Source organism: Streptomyces sp. NPDC020983, from assembly GCF_044333485.1.
Lineage (GTDB): Bacteria > Actinomycetota > Actinomycetes > Streptomycetales > Streptomycetaceae > Actinacidiphila.
In genome coordinates, this window is the sequence record NZ_JBIRRA010000028.1 from 1 (window position 1) to 17936 (window position 17936).

Annotated in this window: 13 protein-coding genes; 7 read left to right on the forward strand and 6 right to left on the reverse strand. The window is 72.6% G+C overall.

Annotated features, from left to right (window positions below):
- The first annotated feature begins 68 nt into the window (after nt 1-68).
- Entirely contained in the window at nt 69-7721 is a 7653-nt protein-coding gene (locus ACH4SE_RS35590; RefSeq protein ID WP_398547716.1) for a hypothetical protein, read from the forward strand.
- A 189-nt stretch (nt 7722-7910) separates the two neighbouring features.
- Here the strand turns inward: ACH4SE_RS35590 and ACH4SE_RS35595 are convergent, their stop codons facing one another.
- On the reverse strand, nt 7911-8360 hold the full coding sequence (locus tag ACH4SE_RS35595; protein ID WP_398547717.1) for a hypothetical protein: 450 nt from the start codon (nt 8358-8360) through the stop codon (nt 7911-7913).
- Between the two features lie 575 nt (nt 8361-8935).
- Between ACH4SE_RS35595 and ACH4SE_RS35600 the strand changes: the two genes are divergently transcribed.
- On the forward strand, nt 8936-9700 hold the full coding sequence (locus ACH4SE_RS35600; RefSeq protein ID WP_398547718.1) for an IclR family transcriptional regulator C-terminal domain-containing protein: 765 nt from the start codon (nt 8936-8938) through the stop codon (nt 9698-9700).
- A 97-nt stretch (nt 9701-9797) separates the two neighbouring features.
- Here the strand turns inward: ACH4SE_RS35600 and ACH4SE_RS35605 are convergent, their stop codons facing one another.
- Complete coding sequence (locus tag ACH4SE_RS35605) at nt 9798-9995, reverse strand: hypothetical protein (protein WP_398547719.1); 198 nt, start codon at nt 9993-9995, stop codon at nt 9798-9800.
- Nucleotides 9996-10039: 44 nt separating this feature from the next.
- Entirely contained in the window at nt 10040-10543 is a 504-nt protein-coding gene (locus ACH4SE_RS35610) for a hypothetical protein (RefSeq protein ID WP_398547720.1), read from the reverse strand.
- Nucleotides 10544-10872: 329 nt separating this feature from the next.
- Between ACH4SE_RS35610 and ACH4SE_RS35615 the strand changes: the two genes are divergently transcribed.
- On the forward strand, nt 10873-12114 hold the full coding sequence (locus tag ACH4SE_RS35615; protein ID WP_398547721.1) for an MFS transporter: 1242 nt from the start codon (nt 10873-10875) through the stop codon (nt 12112-12114).
- Here ACH4SE_RS35615 and ACH4SE_RS35620 read toward each other — a convergent pair.
- Nucleotides 12085-12288 (reverse strand): hypothetical protein, encoded by a 204-nt coding sequence (locus ACH4SE_RS35620; RefSeq protein ID WP_398547722.1) that lies wholly within the window; start codon nt 12286-12288, stop codon nt 12085-12087. The genes ACH4SE_RS35615 and ACH4SE_RS35620 overlap by 30 nt on opposite strands.
- The gene (locus tag ACH4SE_RS35625; RefSeq protein ID WP_398547723.1) at nt 12288-13586 is read right to left on the reverse strand and encodes a radical SAM protein; all 1299 of its coding nucleotides are present in this window, start codon (nt 13584-13586) and stop codon (nt 12288-12290) included. Before ACH4SE_RS35625 ends, ACH4SE_RS35620 begins: the two co-directional genes overlap by 1 nt.
- A 196-nt stretch (nt 13587-13782) precedes the next feature.
- Between ACH4SE_RS35625 and ACH4SE_RS35630 the strand changes: the two genes are divergently transcribed.
- A complete protein-coding gene (locus ACH4SE_RS35630; protein WP_398547724.1) occupies nt 13783-15174 on the forward strand; it encodes a hypothetical protein in 1392 nt (463 codons plus the stop codon).
- 31 nt (nt 15175-15205) lie between these two features.
- Here ACH4SE_RS35630 and ACH4SE_RS35635 read toward each other — a convergent pair whose 3' ends face one another.
- A complete protein-coding gene (locus ACH4SE_RS35635) occupies nt 15206-16066 on the reverse strand; it encodes a DNA ligase (RefSeq protein ID WP_398547725.1) in 861 nt (286 codons plus the stop codon).
- A 147-nt stretch (nt 16067-16213) separates the two neighbouring features.
- On the opposite strand from ACH4SE_RS35635, the gene ACH4SE_RS35640 reads away from it, so the two are divergent.
- The 3 genes from ACH4SE_RS35640 to ACH4SE_RS35650 are packed head-to-tail and all read left to right on the forward strand — an operon-like array spanning nt 16214 to nt 17924.
- On the forward strand, nt 16214-16927 hold the full coding sequence (locus ACH4SE_RS35640) for a hypothetical protein (RefSeq protein ID WP_398547726.1): 714 nt from the start codon (nt 16214-16216) through the stop codon (nt 16925-16927).
- Nucleotides 16928-16950: 23 nt separating this feature from the next.
- Nucleotides 16951-17631, forward strand: coding sequence for a hypothetical protein (locus ACH4SE_RS35645; protein ID WP_398547727.1), 681 nt, complete (start codon nt 16951-16953; stop codon nt 17629-17631).
- A complete protein-coding gene (locus ACH4SE_RS35650) occupies nt 17628-17924 on the forward strand; it encodes a hypothetical protein (RefSeq protein ID WP_398547728.1) in 297 nt (98 codons plus the stop codon). The genes ACH4SE_RS35645 and ACH4SE_RS35650 overlap by 4 nt, the downstream gene beginning before the upstream one ends.
- The last annotated feature ends 12 nt before the right edge of the window (nt 17925-17936 follow it).

The window sequence follows — 17936 nt, forward strand, 5'->3', positions numbered from 1 at the left end:
ACGGGTACGTCCGCGGCATCGCGCTGCACGTCGGCTGGACCGACTACGACACCGCACAGCCCCGGGTCGTGGTCGGCTTCGACCAACTGCCCCTGCTGGACCGCGTCAGCTTCACGACCACCGACCTGGACAAACTCTCCCCGGTGGGGGTAATCGACCGTGTCGACGGCCTGCTCGCCACGGGCGCCCTGACGCAGATCCGTGACCGCGAGCTGGCAGCGATCCAGGACCTGTTGGCCGCCGACGTCGCGGACAGCACACCTGACCCCGTGCCGGACAACGCACCGACGGCGGAGGACATCGCGCCCCCCGCGCCGGTGGAAGCAGACAGCGGGCAGCAGGCGCCGCTCCAGGACCTGATCGACGCCTTCGGCGGCCGAGTGTCACTGACGCACATCGGCAGCCCCCAGCAGGCCGACGCCCTCGCGGCCCGCCTGACCGACGCCCCGACGTGGCAGGACGCCGTGCAGGCCCTCACCGACGGCGCCGTCGCCTCCGACCAGTTGCAGCAGGCGGCGCGCGCCAGCGACGCCGAGAACTTCGCCATCGTCGTCGCCCGCTGGGCCGAGGACTGGACGACCGACCAGTACGCCGACACCGACACCACCGAGTGGCCGCAGTGGGCACGCCTGTACTTCGCTCGTGGAGACCAGGCGGTCACCGACCGGGAGCAGCTGCACACCGCCGTCGCCGCGGCGGTCTACCCGCGCCTGCACGACACCGACACCACACCGGCACCCGGCCCCGGGCCAGCGACAGATGCGCCGACCGAGCCCCCGCCCGCCCCCGAACAGCCCGCCCAGGAACCGGAGCAACACACCGGCCCTTCCCCGGCCATGGCCCGCTGCGCGGCCGTCCTGCGGTACTACGAGCCGCTGCTGCGACGCCACAAGCTGTCCAGCCGGGAAACGGTGGCCTTTATCGACCGGCCAGGCGTGGGCTTCGCCTACGAGCCCGGCAACCCGCTGCCCGACCTCATCGCCGAGATCGGCAAGGTCGGCGAACGTGTCGGCGGCTCCTACCGCGTCAGCTACCACGAGTGGGTCAACTACGACGTCGGCGAGCGCCGCCAGCAGCAGAGCGACACCCTCACCCACCTGAGCATCGACCTCCTCACCCTGTACGGCGGTGAGACCGAGCCCCTGTTCACCGTCGACCTGTCCGCGATCCTTGCCGCGCCACCCGGCACCGTGATCGAGCTGCCGTCCGAGGCGCAGATCGAGGCCGAGGAAGCTGCGGCGGCCCGCATCGTGATCGACCACGACGCCGAGGGCACCGAGGTCCGCAACACCCCGCGCGGAGGTGACCAGCGCATCCGGGACGCTCTGCACGACAGGGGCTTCACCTGGTCGCGGCCCCAGCAGAAGTGGTACCAACGGCGCAGCACCCCCTTCGAGGACCGCGACAGGGCTGTACATGGCCTGCGGGCCACCTTCGAGAAGCTGGGAGTCTCGTACACCTACAACGGCCCCGACGCCGCTCCGGACACCGAGGAGAGCGCCGGGACCGCACCGCAGGACACCGCCGCCCCGGCCGTGCAGGAGGCCTCGGAACCCGACACGCAGGCTCCCGAGGAAGGCACCGCCGCCCCGGAAGCGGCGGACACCGGCGCCCCCTCACCTGACCCCGCCCCGGCCCCGGCCCCGGCCGCCGAGGAGACAACAGCGGCGGGCGGAAGCGACGTACAAGACGCCGCGCTCCCGCCGGCCGACACCGAGCCGGACGCATCCTCCCCGGCCGCCGGCCCCGACACGCCACAAGACGAGCCCGAGGACGCCGACGCCGAGGACGCCGAGGACACTCCAAGAGGTGAGGCGGGCGCGGGGACGGTGATCGTCCAGACCCCGGACGGCCCCGGCACCGTCATCGGCACCGATGACGGCGACCTGGTGCTGGTGACCACCGAGTCCGGTACCCGGGTCTGGGAGAGCGGCGAAGTCCAGTGGCCCGAGGGCACCGCCCGGCCGGAGGACGCCGATCGGGTGGTGAAGGAGCGGCAGAACGCTGCCGACGCGGTGCAGGCCGCCACCGCCGAGGGTATTGAGCTGCGCTACACCGACGGCAACCGACTGGTCGAGCTGGACGTCGACGCCGGACACGGCACGGTGGTCGACGCCGATGGCGCGGTCGTCGGCTGGGTTCGCGCCCGCATCGGTGACGACGGCCGCCGTTACTGGTGGGCGCAGGACGCACGCGGCGGCGCCCCCGACGACATGCCCTTCCATGAAGGGCTGCCGCCCTCTGCGGGTGTCCCGGCGATCCGCGCGGCCGGGAGCGTGCGCTCCGGATCGCATGCGGTCAAGGAACCGCCGTTCCGCGGCCCCGTATCCGCGGAGTACGCCGGCCGCGAGATCCGGCTGACCACCGCTCAGGTCCGCGAGCTGCGCCGCCTGGTGCTCGACGCGGCCTACTCCGACGGCAGCCCGATCGAGCCGCCGGAATGGGTGGGCGCCCACCGCAAGTACGTCCTGAACACCGCGCAGATGACGGCCATCCGTGACGCGGCACGGGCCGCCGCCGAGGCGTTCCCCGGCGTTACCGCCGAGGAACGGCGTACCGCCCGCGTGCTGCGCAATGCCGCCGAGCACCTCGACTTCGAGGTGTACGACACCGCCCGATGGCGGGCCACCATCCCGCCGATCGGTGAGACCGACCCGTACGCCGAGCCCTACCGTCCTCCTGTCCGGGAGGAGATGGCCAGCACGCCGGAAGCACCGGTGGATGCGCCTGCACCCGCACCGGCCGAGACCTCCGGCGAGGCCGCGGTGCCGAGCCGCGTCGACCAGCCGGAGCCTGCGGACGCGCCCACCACCGCGGCCGAGTCCGCTCCGGCGCCCGCCGCGGCGGCCGATCCCGTCACCGGGGAGCCAGGGGACGCCGAGGCACCGGAGGAAGAAGGGCAGCTCGACCTCTTCGCCGCCGAGACGCCAGAGACCCCTGCTCCCGCGCGCCCGACCGGCCGTCGGCGCGGCGGCAGCCAGAAGGAGCCCGCTGTCCACCCCGGCGCCGAAGGCGGCCCGGATGCCGGTCGGCTGGGCGTATACGGGCACGCCGAGCGGGGCCAGTGCGACCGCTGCGGCACCCCCGACACAGAGCGCTACACCATGGTGTGGAGCTGGTGGAACCGCAACGAGTACGGCGGTGACATGGCTGCTGAGTGCGGCAGGTGCGTTGAGCTGACCACGGGCCTGACCTCGTTGGAATACCGGCGCTTGGCCGATGTCGCCGAGTCCCGGCGCGGGGGCCGCCGCATCGAGCCGGGGGACCGTCACGAGAGGAACGGGGCCACCGTCGTCCGCACGGCGGAGAACGAATGGACGGCCGTCCACCTGCTCAGCGGCGCGCGCTACCGGCTGGCCGAGGAGAGCCCCAGCGGATACCGCGGGTTCGTGCTCCGCGACCTGCACGGCGTGTCCCACGGCACCGGTGTCTCGGTGTCCTCCGGCTACGAGCTGGCCGAACGGGCGGCGCTGGGACACACCCCGGAGACCCACCCCAACGACAGCGACGACTGGGTGCTGTCCAAGTACCGCATCGACCTGGACAACCTCGCTCTGCACGAGGGCGAGCGCGTCACGCCCGATCACCCCGACGGCCTCCGGCGCAGCGGCGCCCCCTACGAGCACGGCCCGCGCTGGGACCTGGCGGTCGGGGAGAGCGCCTACCAGGTGGAGCTGCTCTACCAGAAGGGCCAGCACGGCGATGACGGCCACCGCCTGGAGGTCACCGCCCCGGGCCGGGAGAGCGCCCGCCACGTCCACTGGCACGGCGTGCTGGAGTGGGCGCGCGAGCAGACCCGCGACCCCCAGCCCCAACCCACAGCCGCACCGGTCGCTGCACCGCTCGCCGACGCGGAGGAAGCCCTCGCGTGGGCAGAAACCATCCGCGCCAGCACCCCGCGCACCAGCGTCAGCAGTGCCCTGGTCCAAGCCAGGGAGGCATTCGACAGGGCGCAGGCCTCCTACGCGGCCGGCCGCCTCGCGGCAGGAGACAGCCACCTGTCCGCGGCGCGCAGCCACGCGATCCTGGCCCGCCGACGCGAGAGTTCACATACCGACTTCCGGCCGCTCAAGGACGCCATCCGCCGGTTCCATGACGCGGCAGACCAGATCCTCTACCCGGGCGGTGCGGGATGGCGCCCGGCAGTCGGCGACGCCGTCCGCTCCCGACACCTGTACATCCCCGACTCGCGGGGTTTCACCGTGCAGGTCGTGGCAGTCAGCGAGGACGGCATCCTGGTCCGATCGGCAATGACCGGCGACAACGAGCAGTTGATGCAGCCCGCCGACCTGGGGCCGCATCCCGATCTCGACTGGCAGAACCAGCCCTTCCGCGCACCCGATGAGCCGAGGGCCTCGGAGCAGCAGCGGCGGGCACTCCTCGCACTGCCGCCGGAACCAGGCCCCGCCGAGGTGGACCAGGCGGGACAGCAGGACGAGACACAGCTCGACCTGTTCACCGAGGCTCCCGCCGAGACAGCACCCGAGGTCGCCGTGTCGCCGGAGGCACCGTCACCCGCCGCCGACCCGTCGCCCAGGAGCACGGGCTGGGGCCTGGTCGACGGCGAGAACATCGCGTACCGCGGCCAGTGGGACGGCCGCTACGAGATCACACTGCCGGGCGCCAGCTACCTGCTGTTTCAGCCCTCCATCGAGTACCGGCGCACGAAGTTCGCCGTCTCACTGAACGACCAGCCCCCAGGCACCACGCCGAGGCGGCTGCGGCGGTTCGATGACCCGGACGAGATCATGCCGTGGGTCCGAGCACACGCCTCGAAGAACCAGACATCCGGGTGGACCTTCCGTGACGGCGCCTGGGCTGAGATGCCCGCTTCCGTCGCCAAGCCGGTCACGGAAGTCGCGGCCGAACAGGACAGGCAGCTGCCGTTGCTCGGGGACACCGACGCTGTCGCGCCGCCGCTGGCGCCTGCGGCCGACACCCTCCCGGAGGAGACCGCCACGGCGGAACCGGTCGCCGACGCTGCGACTCAGGACGAAGCTCCCGGACCGGAACGCCAGGCCGACCCCGGAGAAGCGGAACCGACGATCGACAGGGGGGACATGACCACACCGCCGTCAACTACGGATACCGACGACACCGTGGCGGTTGAGGAGCCGCCCGAGCCCCAGCCCTTCACCGACATCACGACGCTGGCCGCCGATCCCGGCTACGAGCTGCACCTGACCGGGGTGGATGGGCAGGCTCCCACCGCGGGCGAGCTGCGGTACGGCGGCGCCACGATCGCCGACGTGCGGCTGTCGGCATCGGGGCGCTGGTTCGCCCGTATGTCGATCGACGGCATGCCCGCCGACGTCACGGCCCTGACCGGCTCGCCGCAGGACGCGGCTCACCAGGGTGCCACGATGTTCGCCGTGTTCACCTCCACGCCCTACGGCGAACCGCCGCAGGCGGCTGCTGCCGACGGGCCGCTGTCCCGGGCGGACCGACTGCGTGCGGACCTGCGCGACGCTGCCCAGGTGCACCTCGACGCCATCACCGCGGCGGCGTCCCGGGTGCGCGCGAACTACCCACAGATCCCGCAGTTCCAGGAGCTGAACACCCGGCTCGCCGGCCTATCCGCGGCGGTCGCCGAGGGGCACAACTCCCGGCAGATGACTGCGAACCTCACCGCGGTCCAGGAGGCGGTCAACGCCTGGGGTGAAGCCCTGCCGACCGACGCCGCCCTTGATGAGCGGCAGTTCCTGGCGTGGCCGTTGGCGCACCTGCTGTACGACGCCACGCGCCTGCACGGCCGCATCCAGGCCACACTGGACGCGGTGCAGGCCGAGCGTGCCCAGGCTGAGCGGGAGGCCGCGGCAGCTGCCGTTGAACCGGTCGCGGCGCGGGAGGCCGCCGTCGTCCAGCAGCCGCAGCCGGACCCGTCGGCAGAACCGGCCCGGGAGGCAGTACGCGGCCCCGTGGTGACGCTTAGCCTGCGGGTCGCCGGCGACGGAGGAGTGGCCGCCCAGGTCGAGATGGGAGAGATCGCGCACGTTGCTGTCCTGCCGGGCGTCGCCGCCGTCGACCTCCCGGCCCTGTCCCTCCCAACCACGGCGGAACTGCCCATGCTGGTCCGCCCGGCCGGCGGGGAAGGACAGCTACTGGGTGATGAGGAGACAGGCCGGTGGCTTGCCCGTCACCTCGACCGCGACCCGCTGTCCCCGGCGTGGACCAACACGGCGGTACGGGCCGCGCTCGTAGTCGTGGTGCGGGACGCCCTGCGGGACCAGGCGGCGCCCAGCGTGGACGACATCGCCGACTGGCTGGTGGAGACCGCGACCGAGCACGGCGATTTGCTGCTGGCCGCCCACACCGTCGGCAGTGTGGAGGCCTTCGCACCGGTCTTCGCTCGGGCTGCCGACGCACAGGTGACTGCCGACGGCGGCGAGCACCTGGTGTGGCGGTACTTCTGGAGCGACGACGGCGCCCAGCGCGATGCCGTGCTCGACCGCGCCGTTGAGCGCGCGCACGAGCGGCTGCTCGCGGAAGACGCCCCCGCGGTCGCGCCCGCCCCGGAGCAGGCCGCCGCAGCCCAAGCGACGGAGCCAGCAGCCCCGCGCCCCGACGCACCGAAGGACCCCGAGATGGCCACACCCGCCCATCCCGCGACACCCGAGAACCGGGAGGCGGCGGACCCGGCTCCCCCCACCGCACCTGCGGGCGCCGAACCGGGCAAGGGGCAGCCTGCGCGGGCTGAGGCCGAATCTCCCACCGCTGCGGAGCCCGTGGGCGACCTGCCGCTGTGGGCGGACCCGATGGACGCCCCAGAACCGGCGGCAGACCGCCCCCTCGACGTCGTCGGTGACTTCGCGGCCGTCCAGGAGGCGTGGGACGAGCACATTCCTGCGGGCAACGGCACGGGCGCGGACCTGTTTGCCTCGGTGGAAGAGGATCTGGTCCGGCTCGAAGCGCTATTCGCCGAGGTCGTCGCCAGCAGGGCGCCGGCCGTCACCCCCGAACCTCAGGCCGCCCCCGAAGCGGCCCCCGCATCCGGCCCGGCGCCGGCCGATGCGGAACAGCCCGCCCCCCCGCCCCCGCCCGCCGAACCGAAGGCGACGACAAAGGACCGCGATCCGCAGCAGCGGGCGGACGCCGTGAACACGGCACTTCGGGAGGCCGACACACACGCGCCGACCCTCCGGGACATGCCGGAATGGCAGCGCATCCAGACGGTGCGAGGCGCGTTCGGCAACCTGGCGCGCGTCATCGCGGAACGCGCAGGCGAGCACCTGAACAACCTGCTGGCGGACGGCCGCCTGGGCGACTACCTGCGCAGGGTGTCGATCCGTGTGTGCGAGACGATCGCCAAGTGGGCTCAGGCCGGCGCTGACTGGCTCCGCAAGGGCGGCCAGCGCGACGCCGACGGCCGCGGCGAGCTGCCGAGCGCGGAAGCACTGCTGCGACTGGGGGATGCGACCATGGACTACCGCGGTCCGCGGCGTGGCCCCAGCGCAGACGGAGCCGACCCCGCTTCGCCTGCCGCCGCCCAAGCGTCGACCGTGGTCGACGTCCCGGCGATGCGCGCGATGGGGGAAGCCCTTAACCGCCCCATGCCGGGCGCCACCAAGCGGGTCTCCACGGCTGCCGCCCGGGGCCGCTCGACCACCGCCAAGCGCGTAGCCAAAAAGACCGCCTCGGGCACCGCTTCGGGCGCCGAGCAGCCAGGGCACCTGCGTCGCCCCGGAACCGAGCAGCCGCAGGCCCCCAAGCCCACCCGCTGACCTCGCGGGGGCGGACGACTACCGGTCGTCCGCCCCCGCCGGAGCGTCGGGAGAGATGGTCAATCTGGCCAGATAAACCGCGGGCTGCCGCGGTTCCCTCCTGCCCCGGGCTGGGGCCGTGGTGAGGGGTGCGGGTCCGTGCGGCCCGGGCTCCAGCGGCGTGAACAACTACGCCCGGGCGACGGTCGCCTAGGCGCCGCGGGCGGCCGTACGGTCGACGGTGGCCAGCCCGGTGATGGCGCTGACGCGCGGGGCGGGGACGCCCGTCAGGGTTTCCTCCTGCGGCAGGGTCGTGCTCTGCTGCCAGTGCGAGACCGGCCCGGTCTCCGTGCGGACCGGGTAGACGTACCGGAGGCCGCCGGACGGCCCCTTGGCGGTGTGGATGGCGTCCAGCAGCGTCCCGGCTACTGCCTCGGCGCGGTCCTTCGCGCACACTGCGGCCTCGCGCCAGGTGGCGGTGCCGTCTTCTTCCTCGGTCGGCAGGGTTACGCACACCAGCAGCCGCTGGCCCGGGGTGCTGCTCCACCGGCCGCTGGGTGCGCGGTCGGTAGCCTCCGGCTCCAGCTGTACGCCGATGATGCGGTCGGCCCGTACCCACTGGTCGCCCACCCGGACCCACGTTGCGGCGAGTTGCGTCACGTCGATTCCCCTCGGTGACGGGTGAGGTACGCAAAGGGGCTTCCCCCGTCCTGGGAATCCCCCCGGAAAGAAAGTCAAGGCGCGCTTTTCCGGTCTGTCAACTTTTTCGCGCTGCGCAATATTCGGCATCTCGTAAGCTTTTCGCATAGCGCAATGGCGTCACGAGGCGTGTTTACCTGATTCCTGTATTTCATATGCCGAATGAAGCGGGTTTCGCCTGGCGAAACGGGCGCCCGCTTTGGTGTGATGTAAAACTATGATGCCGTTCCGCCTGACGCATGTAGGGTTGTGATCACTTCGTGTTAGGTTGTGATCACAGCTTCGGTACGGATCAGCCGGGGGGCTGCGAAGGGGGGTGGCGAGGGTCTAGTGCAGGGGCCGCGCGTGACTGACTGCTCGTCACGCCGTCGGCCTGTGGGGAGGACCGCCCGCCTTCATGCGAGGGCAGGGCGGCATGCGCGACAAGGAACAGCATGCTTAGCCGCACCACAGCAAAGGACATTCGGACCGTCGAACCCCGAACGGGCGACTCCCACAACGAACGCTCGGTGGGAACTGCTCACGCCCGACGGGTCATGCTCGTCATTCAAGCGTTCACGCACCTGCCCGGCGCCGATCATGGCCCGAGCGAACTCGCCGCCGCCACGGGGCTGAACATCACCGTCGTGTACCGCATTCTGCAATCAGGAATCGACACCTCCATTTTTCTGCGCGTGCCACCGGGCCGGTACCGGCTCGGACCCGGCGCCGCGCAGATCGGCACGCAGGCCATGGCCGCCACGGTGCTCGACGCCGGGGCCGCCAGCCCCGTCCTGGACCGGCTCAGCCGCGCCGTGGACGGCTTCGCGCAGCTGTGGGTGCTCTCCCCGTACGGCGGCCCCCGCAAGGCCTACGCTGCCAGCTCGCCCGGGCGCTACGGCTTCGAGTCGCTGGGCCTGTCGGCCGCGGACCTGATCGAGGTCGGCCCCTCCCTGCGCGTCGGGGCCGCCGGACGCGCCATCGCCGCCCACCTGCCGCCGTTCCTGGTCTCCGGCATCCTGGAGCAGCCGCTCCCTGCCGGCGCCGGGCAGGTGCAGACCGCCGAGCAGTTCACCGCATCACTCCCCGAGATCCGCACCTCGGGCTACGCGCTCTCCCGCGAGGAGATCCCCGGCTGGAGCGAGGTGGCCGCCCCCGTGATGTGGGGTGACGCGGTGTACGGGGCCGTCTGCGTCCTCAAGCCGACGTCGCTGATGTCGGCCGACCTGGCGCCGTCCGCGATCACCGCCACGATCACGGCTGCCGAACGCCTCACGCTTCTCGTCTCGGGCGTGAACGACCGGTACGCCGCAGCCGGGTAGTCCCCCCCTCCCGGCGCCACGGGCCGCCCCCGCACCCGGCAACGGGCGCCGGGGCGGCCCTTGGCCTACCTGGTGCCTGCCGTGCCGGGAGTTCCCGTCAGATCACCGGAGGACAGCCGGGGCAGGACCACACGAAGGTGTGAGGGGCGAATCGCAGGGGCCGCTCGTGGGGGTTCCCTCGGCCGCGCCACCCCAGCTCGTGCAGCGGGCGGGTGCCCTCCCGGCCGGGCGGGCGGTCCACGGTGGCGCCGCGGCGGTCGCAGGCGATGACCGGGTCCTTGTAGTGCGTGGGCATCGGGCCGCCGTCCTTTCCGAGGACACCAGGGTATCCAGGGCGCTCTACCGGCTGCCGTCCTGCTCGGCGGCCCTGCGCCTGGCCTCGGCGAGCACCCGGTGGACCAGCTGGACGCGCTCGCGGTGCGGGGTGGGCGATGTCGTCCCCTTGTCCGCGCGGATCACGCACCGCTGGTCCGGGGCGGCCGTGCAGCGCGGGCACGTCACCTTCGCCCACAGCTTGTCCTCGTCCTCGCCGGACTGCCGGGGTGCGGCCTTGGCGCGCTCCGGCTTAGGGCAACGCCCCGCCAGGTGCGCCGGTTTGCCGCGCTCGGAGCGGCGCCGGGCGTCCTTGTCGATCGGGTAGCCGCACACCGCGCAGACCAGGGGGCCGCGGCGGCGCGCGGGCTTCCTGGACGGTTGCGGCCTCTGCGCGGGGACGGTGCTGGTACTGCCGTCGGCCCGGGTGACGGTGACCTCCGACGCCGGCGGGACGTCGTAGGAGCGCAGGCGCGGTGTCGCGGTGTGCGTCTGGCCCTTGCGGCCTCCCCGGCCGGGGCGGTTGGTCATGGCGGCAGCGTAGCGGCGGGCGAGCGCGGTGAGCGCCTGGACGGGCGGTGCTGCGGCGCCGAGCCGCCCGTACGGGCGACGACTTCCGGAATCTCACCTCTTAAGAGGTGAGATTCGTGCGGGTCTGTAGCAGGAGGAGAGATCAGCCGCGGAGACAACGGTGAATCCCGCCGGACGCCGCCGGCGGTGTGGGACAACTGATCGGTGAACCACCGAGCACAGGGACGTGCGGGCGTACAGGCCCGAGCCGTCCATGCAGTCGCGTACTCCTGCGGGCCGCGCCAAAAGAGCCCGGCCGATCCACTGGGCAGTGAGTCCGGGCGAGCCGCGTGAGTGTCCTGCGCAGCCCCCGCTTCCGCAGGTACCTCATCGGTCAGGGTGCGTCGCTGTTCGGCGACTCCCTGGTGCCGTTGACGATCGCGATAGCCGCGCTGCACGTCGCGGGCGCGGGCGGGCTGGGAGTGGTGCTGGCCGCGAACAGGGTGCCGATCGCGGTGCTGGTGCTGGCCGGTGGGGTGCTGGGGGACCGGCTGCCGCGCCGGTGGCTGATGGTCGGCGCGGACGTGCTGCGGTGCGCAGTTCAGGCGGTCAGCGGACTTCTGCTGGTCTCCGGGCACGCCGGGCTGGCGTCGCTGGTGGTGTTGCAGGCCCTGGCCGGGGTGGGCACGGCGGTCTTCGTGCCGGCCGCGTCGGGGCTGGTGCCCTCGCTGGTCGATGAGCACCAGGTGCAGGCGGCGAACGCGGTGCTGGGCCTGGTCGGCAACATCAACAAGGTGGCGTCGATTTCGCTGGCGGGAGTGTTGGTGGCGACCGTTGGGCCGGGCATTGCGCTGCTGGTCGACGCGCTCACCTTCGCGGTCAGTGCGGTCTCACTGGCCGGGCTCCGGCTGCCTGACGCCGTCCGGCGAACCGCGCGGCCGGGGCTGTGGCGGGAAGTCCGCGACGGGGCACGCACGGTCGCGTCGATGCGGTGGCTGTCCACGCTGCTGGTGTACGGGGCGCTGCTCCAGGCCCTGGTGATCGGCCCTCATATGGTCGCGGGGCCGCTGCTGGCCGAGCAGCGCTACGGCGGCGCGGCCGAGTGGGCGGCGATCGGCGTGGTGCAGTCGGTGGGCTCGATCGCGGGCGGGGTCGTGGCGCTGCGGTGGCGCCCGCGCCGGCCGCTGGTCTCCGCCGTGGCCCTGGGGCTGCTGATGGTGCCCTACCTGGTCGCGTTCGCCCTGGGCGGGCCGCTGTGGCTGGTGTGCGCGCTGGCGGTGCTGGTCGGGGTGCAGGGGTCGGTGTTCGTGACCGTGCAGGCCACGCAGATGCAGCAGCGGGTGCCGGAGGCTGCCCGCTCCCGGGTGGCGGCCTGGTCCCAGCTGGGCAACCTGGTGGCGCTGCCCGCGAGCTTGGCGGTGGCCGGGCCGCTCGCTGCGCGGCTGGGCGGCGGCCCGGTCCTGCTGACGGCGGCCGGGTGGCTGACGGTCTCCACCGTGGTGGTGCTCGCCAGTAGGGCACTGGAGAGGTCGGCGGGCACCACCACGGACGCGGGGGCCTCGTCACAGGCGCCCGCGCCCGCCCGGCAGTAGCCGGAAGCGGGCGCGGGCTGCGGGCTGTACAGGCGCCGGCGGGGGATTCTCGCGGGACGGCCCGGCCTGGCGGCTCGGGCCTTGGGTGTCGTAGACCTGGCGCCAGGTGTCGGCGGGGTCGGGCACGTGCACCGTCAGCGCCTGCGCGAGCAGGTCCCGCAGCGCGCGGGGCATCAGGTGTGGCGGATCGGCAGGTCTCGCAGGGTCACCTGCGGCTGGCCCTGGCGGTGCAGGTAGTCCACGCAGCCGCGGGCGGCCCGGCGCTTGATGGTGCCGTGGGCGTAGGTGGCCAGGCACGCGGTGAAGCCGTCGGCGATGTACGCGCCGGGCATCGACCAGATGTCGGGGTGGTTGGAGTCCAGCTGCGCGATCGAGTAGTTCCGCTTGATGTTGGGCACCACCGCGACCCTCGCGGCCGACAGCGCGGCGACACCGTGCAGCATCTCCTCGTAGGAGTCGGCGCCGAGTACGTAGTCGGTCTCCACGATCGGGAACCCGGCCGCGTGCGCCCGCTGGTACTTCGCCACGTGCTCCTCGAAGGTGACGGCGCCCTTGTGGCGGCCCCACTGCCTGATCCGCTCGGCGTCGTTGAAGCACTCCACGGTGCCGATGAACCCCAGGCAGCCCGCCGCGCGCAGCTGCTCCATCGCCGCGCTGGAGTGGATGGCGTAGGTGAAGGGGAAGAACGCGGCGTTGGCGAAGCCCTGCCGGCGGTACTCGGCGATCAGGCGCAGCATCATGTCGAGTTCTTTGGCTTCGTCGGGCTGGCAGCCCGTGGTGATGTTCACCGAGATCAGCTCGGCGCGGTCCCAGCCGCGGCGGTCGTAGTCCGCCGCGATCTCGGCGACGTGCGCGGCGATGTAGTCCCGCGGCGGCGGCGTCCAGCTCCCGACCTCGTTCCTGTTGCAGCCCAGGCAGCCGCCCGCGCACGTGCTGTAGGGGCTGATAATCGCGGCGGTCGGCAGTTCGGCCAGGTCGGGGCCGACCCGGCTGTAGTAGTGGTTGGACGCGCCGAAGATCCCGGCGTGCAGCCGCGCGGCGGCCAGGACCTCGCCGGTCGGCTTCCACACGACCCGAGCCCCCGGGCCGTCCGCGTCGCGCTCGAACAGCAGCGGACTGGACGGGGCGTAGTAGGGGATGCAGATGGTCTGGAAGTTCCGCTTGCCCTGCTCGGGGTCGGCGTAGATGAGCGTGTAGGTCCGCTGGTCGCGGGCCTCGGTGGTGTCGCAGCCGGTGAAGCCGACCATGAGGCTGAGCAGCTGCGTGCGCGAGAGGCTGGTGTCCGGGTCGACCAGGTGGGAGTCGTCGGCCGGGGTGTAGGTGTCGAGGTACGTCCGAGCCCGGATGAACCATTCGACCAGCCGGGCCGTGATCTGCGGATCGCGGTCCTCGGCCTCGGGCTGGCGGTTGGTCACCATGAACGGTAACGACATGGTGTTCTGGCTGGTGGGGAGCGTCCCAGGGGTGGTCATCGTGTGCGTCCTTCGCCTACGGGGCGCCGTTGTCGGCGCCGCTGCGGTGCCAGTCCACCCCTGCGGGAGAGCTGTGACAGCGGTGCGGCCAGGAGCGGTTCGTAGCGGTCGGGTGCGGGCGGGAGCGCGCAGTCGCGGAGAACCGCGAACCGCGTCTACGCTCCCTGGACAGCGCGCAGCGGCCTGGGGAGGGCGGATGGTGGATGCTTCGTTCGGAGGTCTGTTGAAGCAGACCGGCTTACCGGTGAGCAAGTTCGCACAGCGGCTCAATGCGGCGGCGGCAGCCGCGGGCTTGCGGGACGAGGTGCACCCCAAGACGCCGTACAAGTGGATCAAGGGTGAAGTGCCGGCGCGCGAGCACTGGCGTGCGCTGTGCGTGAGCGTGCTGAGCCAGGAGCTTGGACGCCGCGTGACTCTGGCCGACCTCGGGTGGCCGGAGGATGAGGAGAAGGCAGAGCACTTACCTGCCGTTGACGGCCTGGACACGACCTGGGACGCCGAAGGGGCCTTGCGCGCCCTGCACGCCCTCACCGACGCTGGGGACGTGCACCGTCGACATCTCCTCCTCTTACTGGGCGCGTCGATCACCGCCCCTGCCCACGAATGGCTCCTCGCTCACCCCGTGGGCGACGTCACCCGTTCCACGGGGACGGCCGTGTCCGTGGAAGTGGTCGATCACCTCGACCAGATCACCGCGAGCCTGCGCCGCATGGACGACCGCGGAAGCGGCGGCGACCTGCTGGCCCTGATCCGCGAGAGCCTGCGGTACGTCACAGGCCTGCTCGACACCCACCGCTACACCGACAGCGTCGGGCGCCGCCTGCACGCCACCGCCGGCGAACTCTTGCGTCTGGGCGGGTTCTCCGCTTTCGACGCCGGCCAGCACTCACTGGCGCAGCGCTACTTCGTCGCCGCCCTCCACAGTGCCCAGACAGCAGGCGACAGGGCTCTCGGCGCCAACGTCTTGGGCTTCATGTCCTGCCAAGCCAAAGACCTCGGCGGCGGCCGGGAGGCCGTCCTGCTCGCCGAGACCGCCCGCGCCGGCTACCCCGGCGCCAGCGGGACCGTCAGCGCGATCCTCGCACTGCGGGCCGCGGAGGCGTACGCCACCGACCGCACGGCCAGTGCAGCCCGGCGGGAGACGGACACCCGGGCCGCGATCGATGACGCCTTCACGGCCTTGGACAAGACGGCTGCACCTTCATCCGGTACGCCCGCCTGGAGCTACTGGATGACTCCCTCGCAGGCCCACGCCCAAGCGGGATTCTGCTACCTGCGCATCGGTGACCACTCCCGCGCCCGCAACCACCTGCACCGCAGCCTCCAGAGCCAGGGAACGGACTACTCCCGCGAGCATGCACTGCGCGACGTCCTGCTGGCCACCACCTATCAGCAGCAGCCCCGCCCCGACATCGCGCAGGCCCTCGTGCACGGCAACCAGGCCGTCGACCTGCTGACCACCGAGGTCGACTCGCCCCGCTGCGTCGGCCACCTCGGCGCCCTGGTCACCGGCCTTGGACCGTACCGCCGATCCCCCGGGGTGACGGACTTCATCCAGCGCGCCCGCCCCGTTCTGACCGCCGCCTGACGCGGCGCCGCACCCGGCACCGTGAGCGTGGTCATCGCACCCGGATGACGGTCACGACCGCGTGCCGGGTGCTGCCGGCGGCAGCTTCGACAACGAGCCCGGGCCTGATCGCGGTGAACACCTCACCCCCGGCGGCGCGGGCCAGCCCGCCCGGCTCGACCTGCGCCAGGTGCGCCGCGACATCGGCGGAGATCCGCGCGTCCAAGCGCTGGGACATCGCCCGGCGGCCGTCCGGCAGCTCCACGACGACAGCACGGGGCCGCCGGTAGGTGCCGGTGAAGCCGACCACGACCAGGTCGACCACGTCGGAATGCCTCAGCTTCTTCCAGATTCTGGCTGCCCTATACGAACCGCCCGCGGGCTTGGCCACGATGCCCTCGACCCCCTGCGCTCGGAGGGCGTTGTACCAGAACAGGGCCACTTCCGGATCATCGGTGACGGGTACCGGCTGAATCGGCGGACCGAGGTCGCCGACGGCCTCCAGTAGCAACTGACGCCGCTCCGTCCACGGTCGGGCTCGCACGTCCCCATGCCGGGCCGTGGCGATGATGTCGAAGGCCGCGTACGACGCGGGGTGCTGCCGGGCCAGAGCTGCGACCCGGGCGGGCGAGGACGCCATACGGCTCTGCGCGGCGCTGAAATCCAACCGGCCGGAGCGGAACACGACCGCCTCCCCGTCCAGGATCACACCGTTCTCCAGGGCCATGCCCGCCGCCGCGAGGTCCGGCCACGACCTGGTGCTGTCGCGCCCTGCGCGGGACTGGCACCGCACCCCGCCGACGGATCGGCGCATCACCATTCGGTGCCCGTCGTACTTGGGTTCGTAGAAGTACGGCCCGATCGGCAGGGACGACACCGGAGCAGCCAGCGCGACTGCGATGGGGTCCTCCATCACGCCAGCGTGCCGCAGGCTGCGGCGAACGGCACCCGGTAGGGCGTCCTGCCCGTCACGGTGCGGTGGCGGGGGGCCGTTCGCTCGTTCCGGTGAAGTCCGTAAGGCACCTTACGGAAAACCCGTAAGGTGCCTTACGCTTATGGGATGGAAGAGAAGAAGGACGAAGCCGCGGCGCCGGCGCCCGTGCGGGTGCCGCCGCGGTACGCGGAGCTGGTTCAGCAGTGGGGGCCGCCGGTCGGGGTGGAGGAAGCGCGCACCCGCTGGGGCCAGCTGGTGGCCGCCGCCGAGGGCGGCGCGGTCGTGCTGGTCACCCTCGACACCACCGAGGCTCGCGGGTATCCGACGTGGGCCGCACTCGCGCCCCTGGACAAGGTCGCCGACCCCGGCCGGTGCCCGGTGTGGCCCCTGACCTCCGCCCGGCCCAAGCTCGCGGAGGTGATCGCCGACGCCACGCGCTTCCCCGCCGGGGCGCCGCAGGTCCTGACTCGTCACCGGCGGCCGGTCGCCGCCGTGGTGGCCGCGGTCACGTTGGTCGACCTGCCGCCCGACGGTGAGCGCATCGACGTCGACGCCTTCCTGCGGGAGGGCGGCACCATCACCCTCGAATTCGACCCAGGGCAGGACGGCGCGACCGACCCGGAGGGCGAGGTGCTCCAAGAGCCGATCCCCGCCGGCTACATCGCCCGCGCCAAGCAGCCGGACGGCAGTGAGGTCGGACAGGGCGAGGGCGACAGCGTGGCTGAGGCGATGCTGCGGCTGTGGCGCCCGCCCGCGCACCTGTACTCGGCCGAGCCGCCCTTCCCCGACGGCTGGAGCCCCCAGCCCGACACCGACCCGTGGGCGCCCGACTCGCGGTGACCATCAACGACAAGGAGTTGCACGTGACCGCTGCTGTTTCCAAGCCGCTGGCCTCGTACGGGCCGATCCAGTTCCGTGACCGGATCGGCCTGGCCGAGTGGCAGTTCGAGCGGGCCTTACGCCTGGCCCTCATCCCGCCCGCCGACCAGGGGGGCCGCTGGTCAGCGGCCATCTTCACCGATGTCTCCGGCCGCGTCGACGCGCTGCGCGAGCAGGTCGGCACGCTCCCCGACGTGGGGGCCGCCCGCGCCGAGCAGCACCTTGCCGAGCGGTTCGGCATCACCGTCCACCCGGGAACGGCCGCCGAGCTGGCCCGCCGCGGACACCTGCCGGCCCGCGGGGAGTACAAGGGCCACACCCTGTACTGCGGGCTGACCCTGGAGCGCTTCGCCGACCGCCGCAAGGTCGCGCGGGCCTCCGCCGCCGGCCGCACGTACACCCGGGACGACGCGGCCCGTTTCCTCAGGCTGCGCTCCGCCGACTTCGACCACCTTCTGCGCGCGGGCCTGCTGGCCCACTCTGAGACCACCATGTCCACCTGGCACAAGGGCGTCATCGTCCGGCTCTACCGGCAGGCCGACCTCGACCGGGTGCTGCGCTCCTCCCGGATCGACTGGGCTGCCGTCCGGGAGACACCGGCGGGGCACCGGTCCCCGCTGGCCAAGCTCCCCACCGCCCCCGTCGCCGAGAAGGTGGCCCTGTGACGCTCGTGCTCGCGCTCGCCTGCGCGGGGCCTAACTGCCTGGCCCTGCACCTCGGTTCCCTCTTCACCGCGGCGGAGGCCCGCGTCCACGCGGAGGAGTCCGGGTGGGAGATCACCGCCCCGGGCGGCGTGTACCGGGACGTGTGCCCGGCTTGCCGTGCCGGCCGGGGGCCGGTGCTGGAACGCGGGCTGTGCCCGGTGTGCATGGGTACCACGGTGGACTTGCCGGAGGGGATGCGGTGTCACTACTGCGACACCGTCACTCTCACCGCGGAGGACGCGACGCGCGCCTGATGTCCCGCAGTG

Bases quoted from the DNA above. Each gene is read 5' to 3' on its own strand.
- ACH4SE_RS35600 (WP_398547718.1), top strand. From the start codon at position 8,936: ATGCTCGTCATTCAAGCGTTCACGCACCTGCCCGGCGCCGATCATGGC.
- ACH4SE_RS35605 (WP_398547719.1), bottom strand. From the start codon at position 9,995: ATGCCCACGCACTACAAGGACCCGGTCATCGCCTGCGACCGCCGCGGC.
- ACH4SE_RS35610 (WP_398547720.1), bottom strand. From the start codon at position 10,543: ATGACCAACCGCCCCGGCCGGGGAGGCCGCAAGGGCCAGACGCACACC.
- ACH4SE_RS35620 (WP_398547722.1), bottom strand. From the start codon at position 12,288: ATGCCCCGCGCGCTGCGGGACCTGCTCGCGCAGGCGCTGACGGTGCAC.
- ACH4SE_RS35625 (WP_398547723.1), bottom strand. From the start codon at position 13,586: ATGACCACCCCTGGGACGCTCCCCACCAGCCAGAACACCATGTCGTTA.
- ACH4SE_RS35630 (WP_398547724.1), top strand. From the start codon at position 13,783: ATGGTGGATGCTTCGTTCGGAGGTCTGTTGAAGCAGACCGGCTTACCG.
- ACH4SE_RS35635 (WP_398547725.1), bottom strand. From the start codon at position 16,066: ATGGAGGACCCCATCGCAGTCGCGCTGGCTGCTCCGGTGTCGTCCCTG.
- ACH4SE_RS35640 (WP_398547726.1), top strand. From the start codon at position 16,214: ATGGAAGAGAAGAAGGACGAAGCCGCGGCGCCGGCGCCCGTGCGGGTG.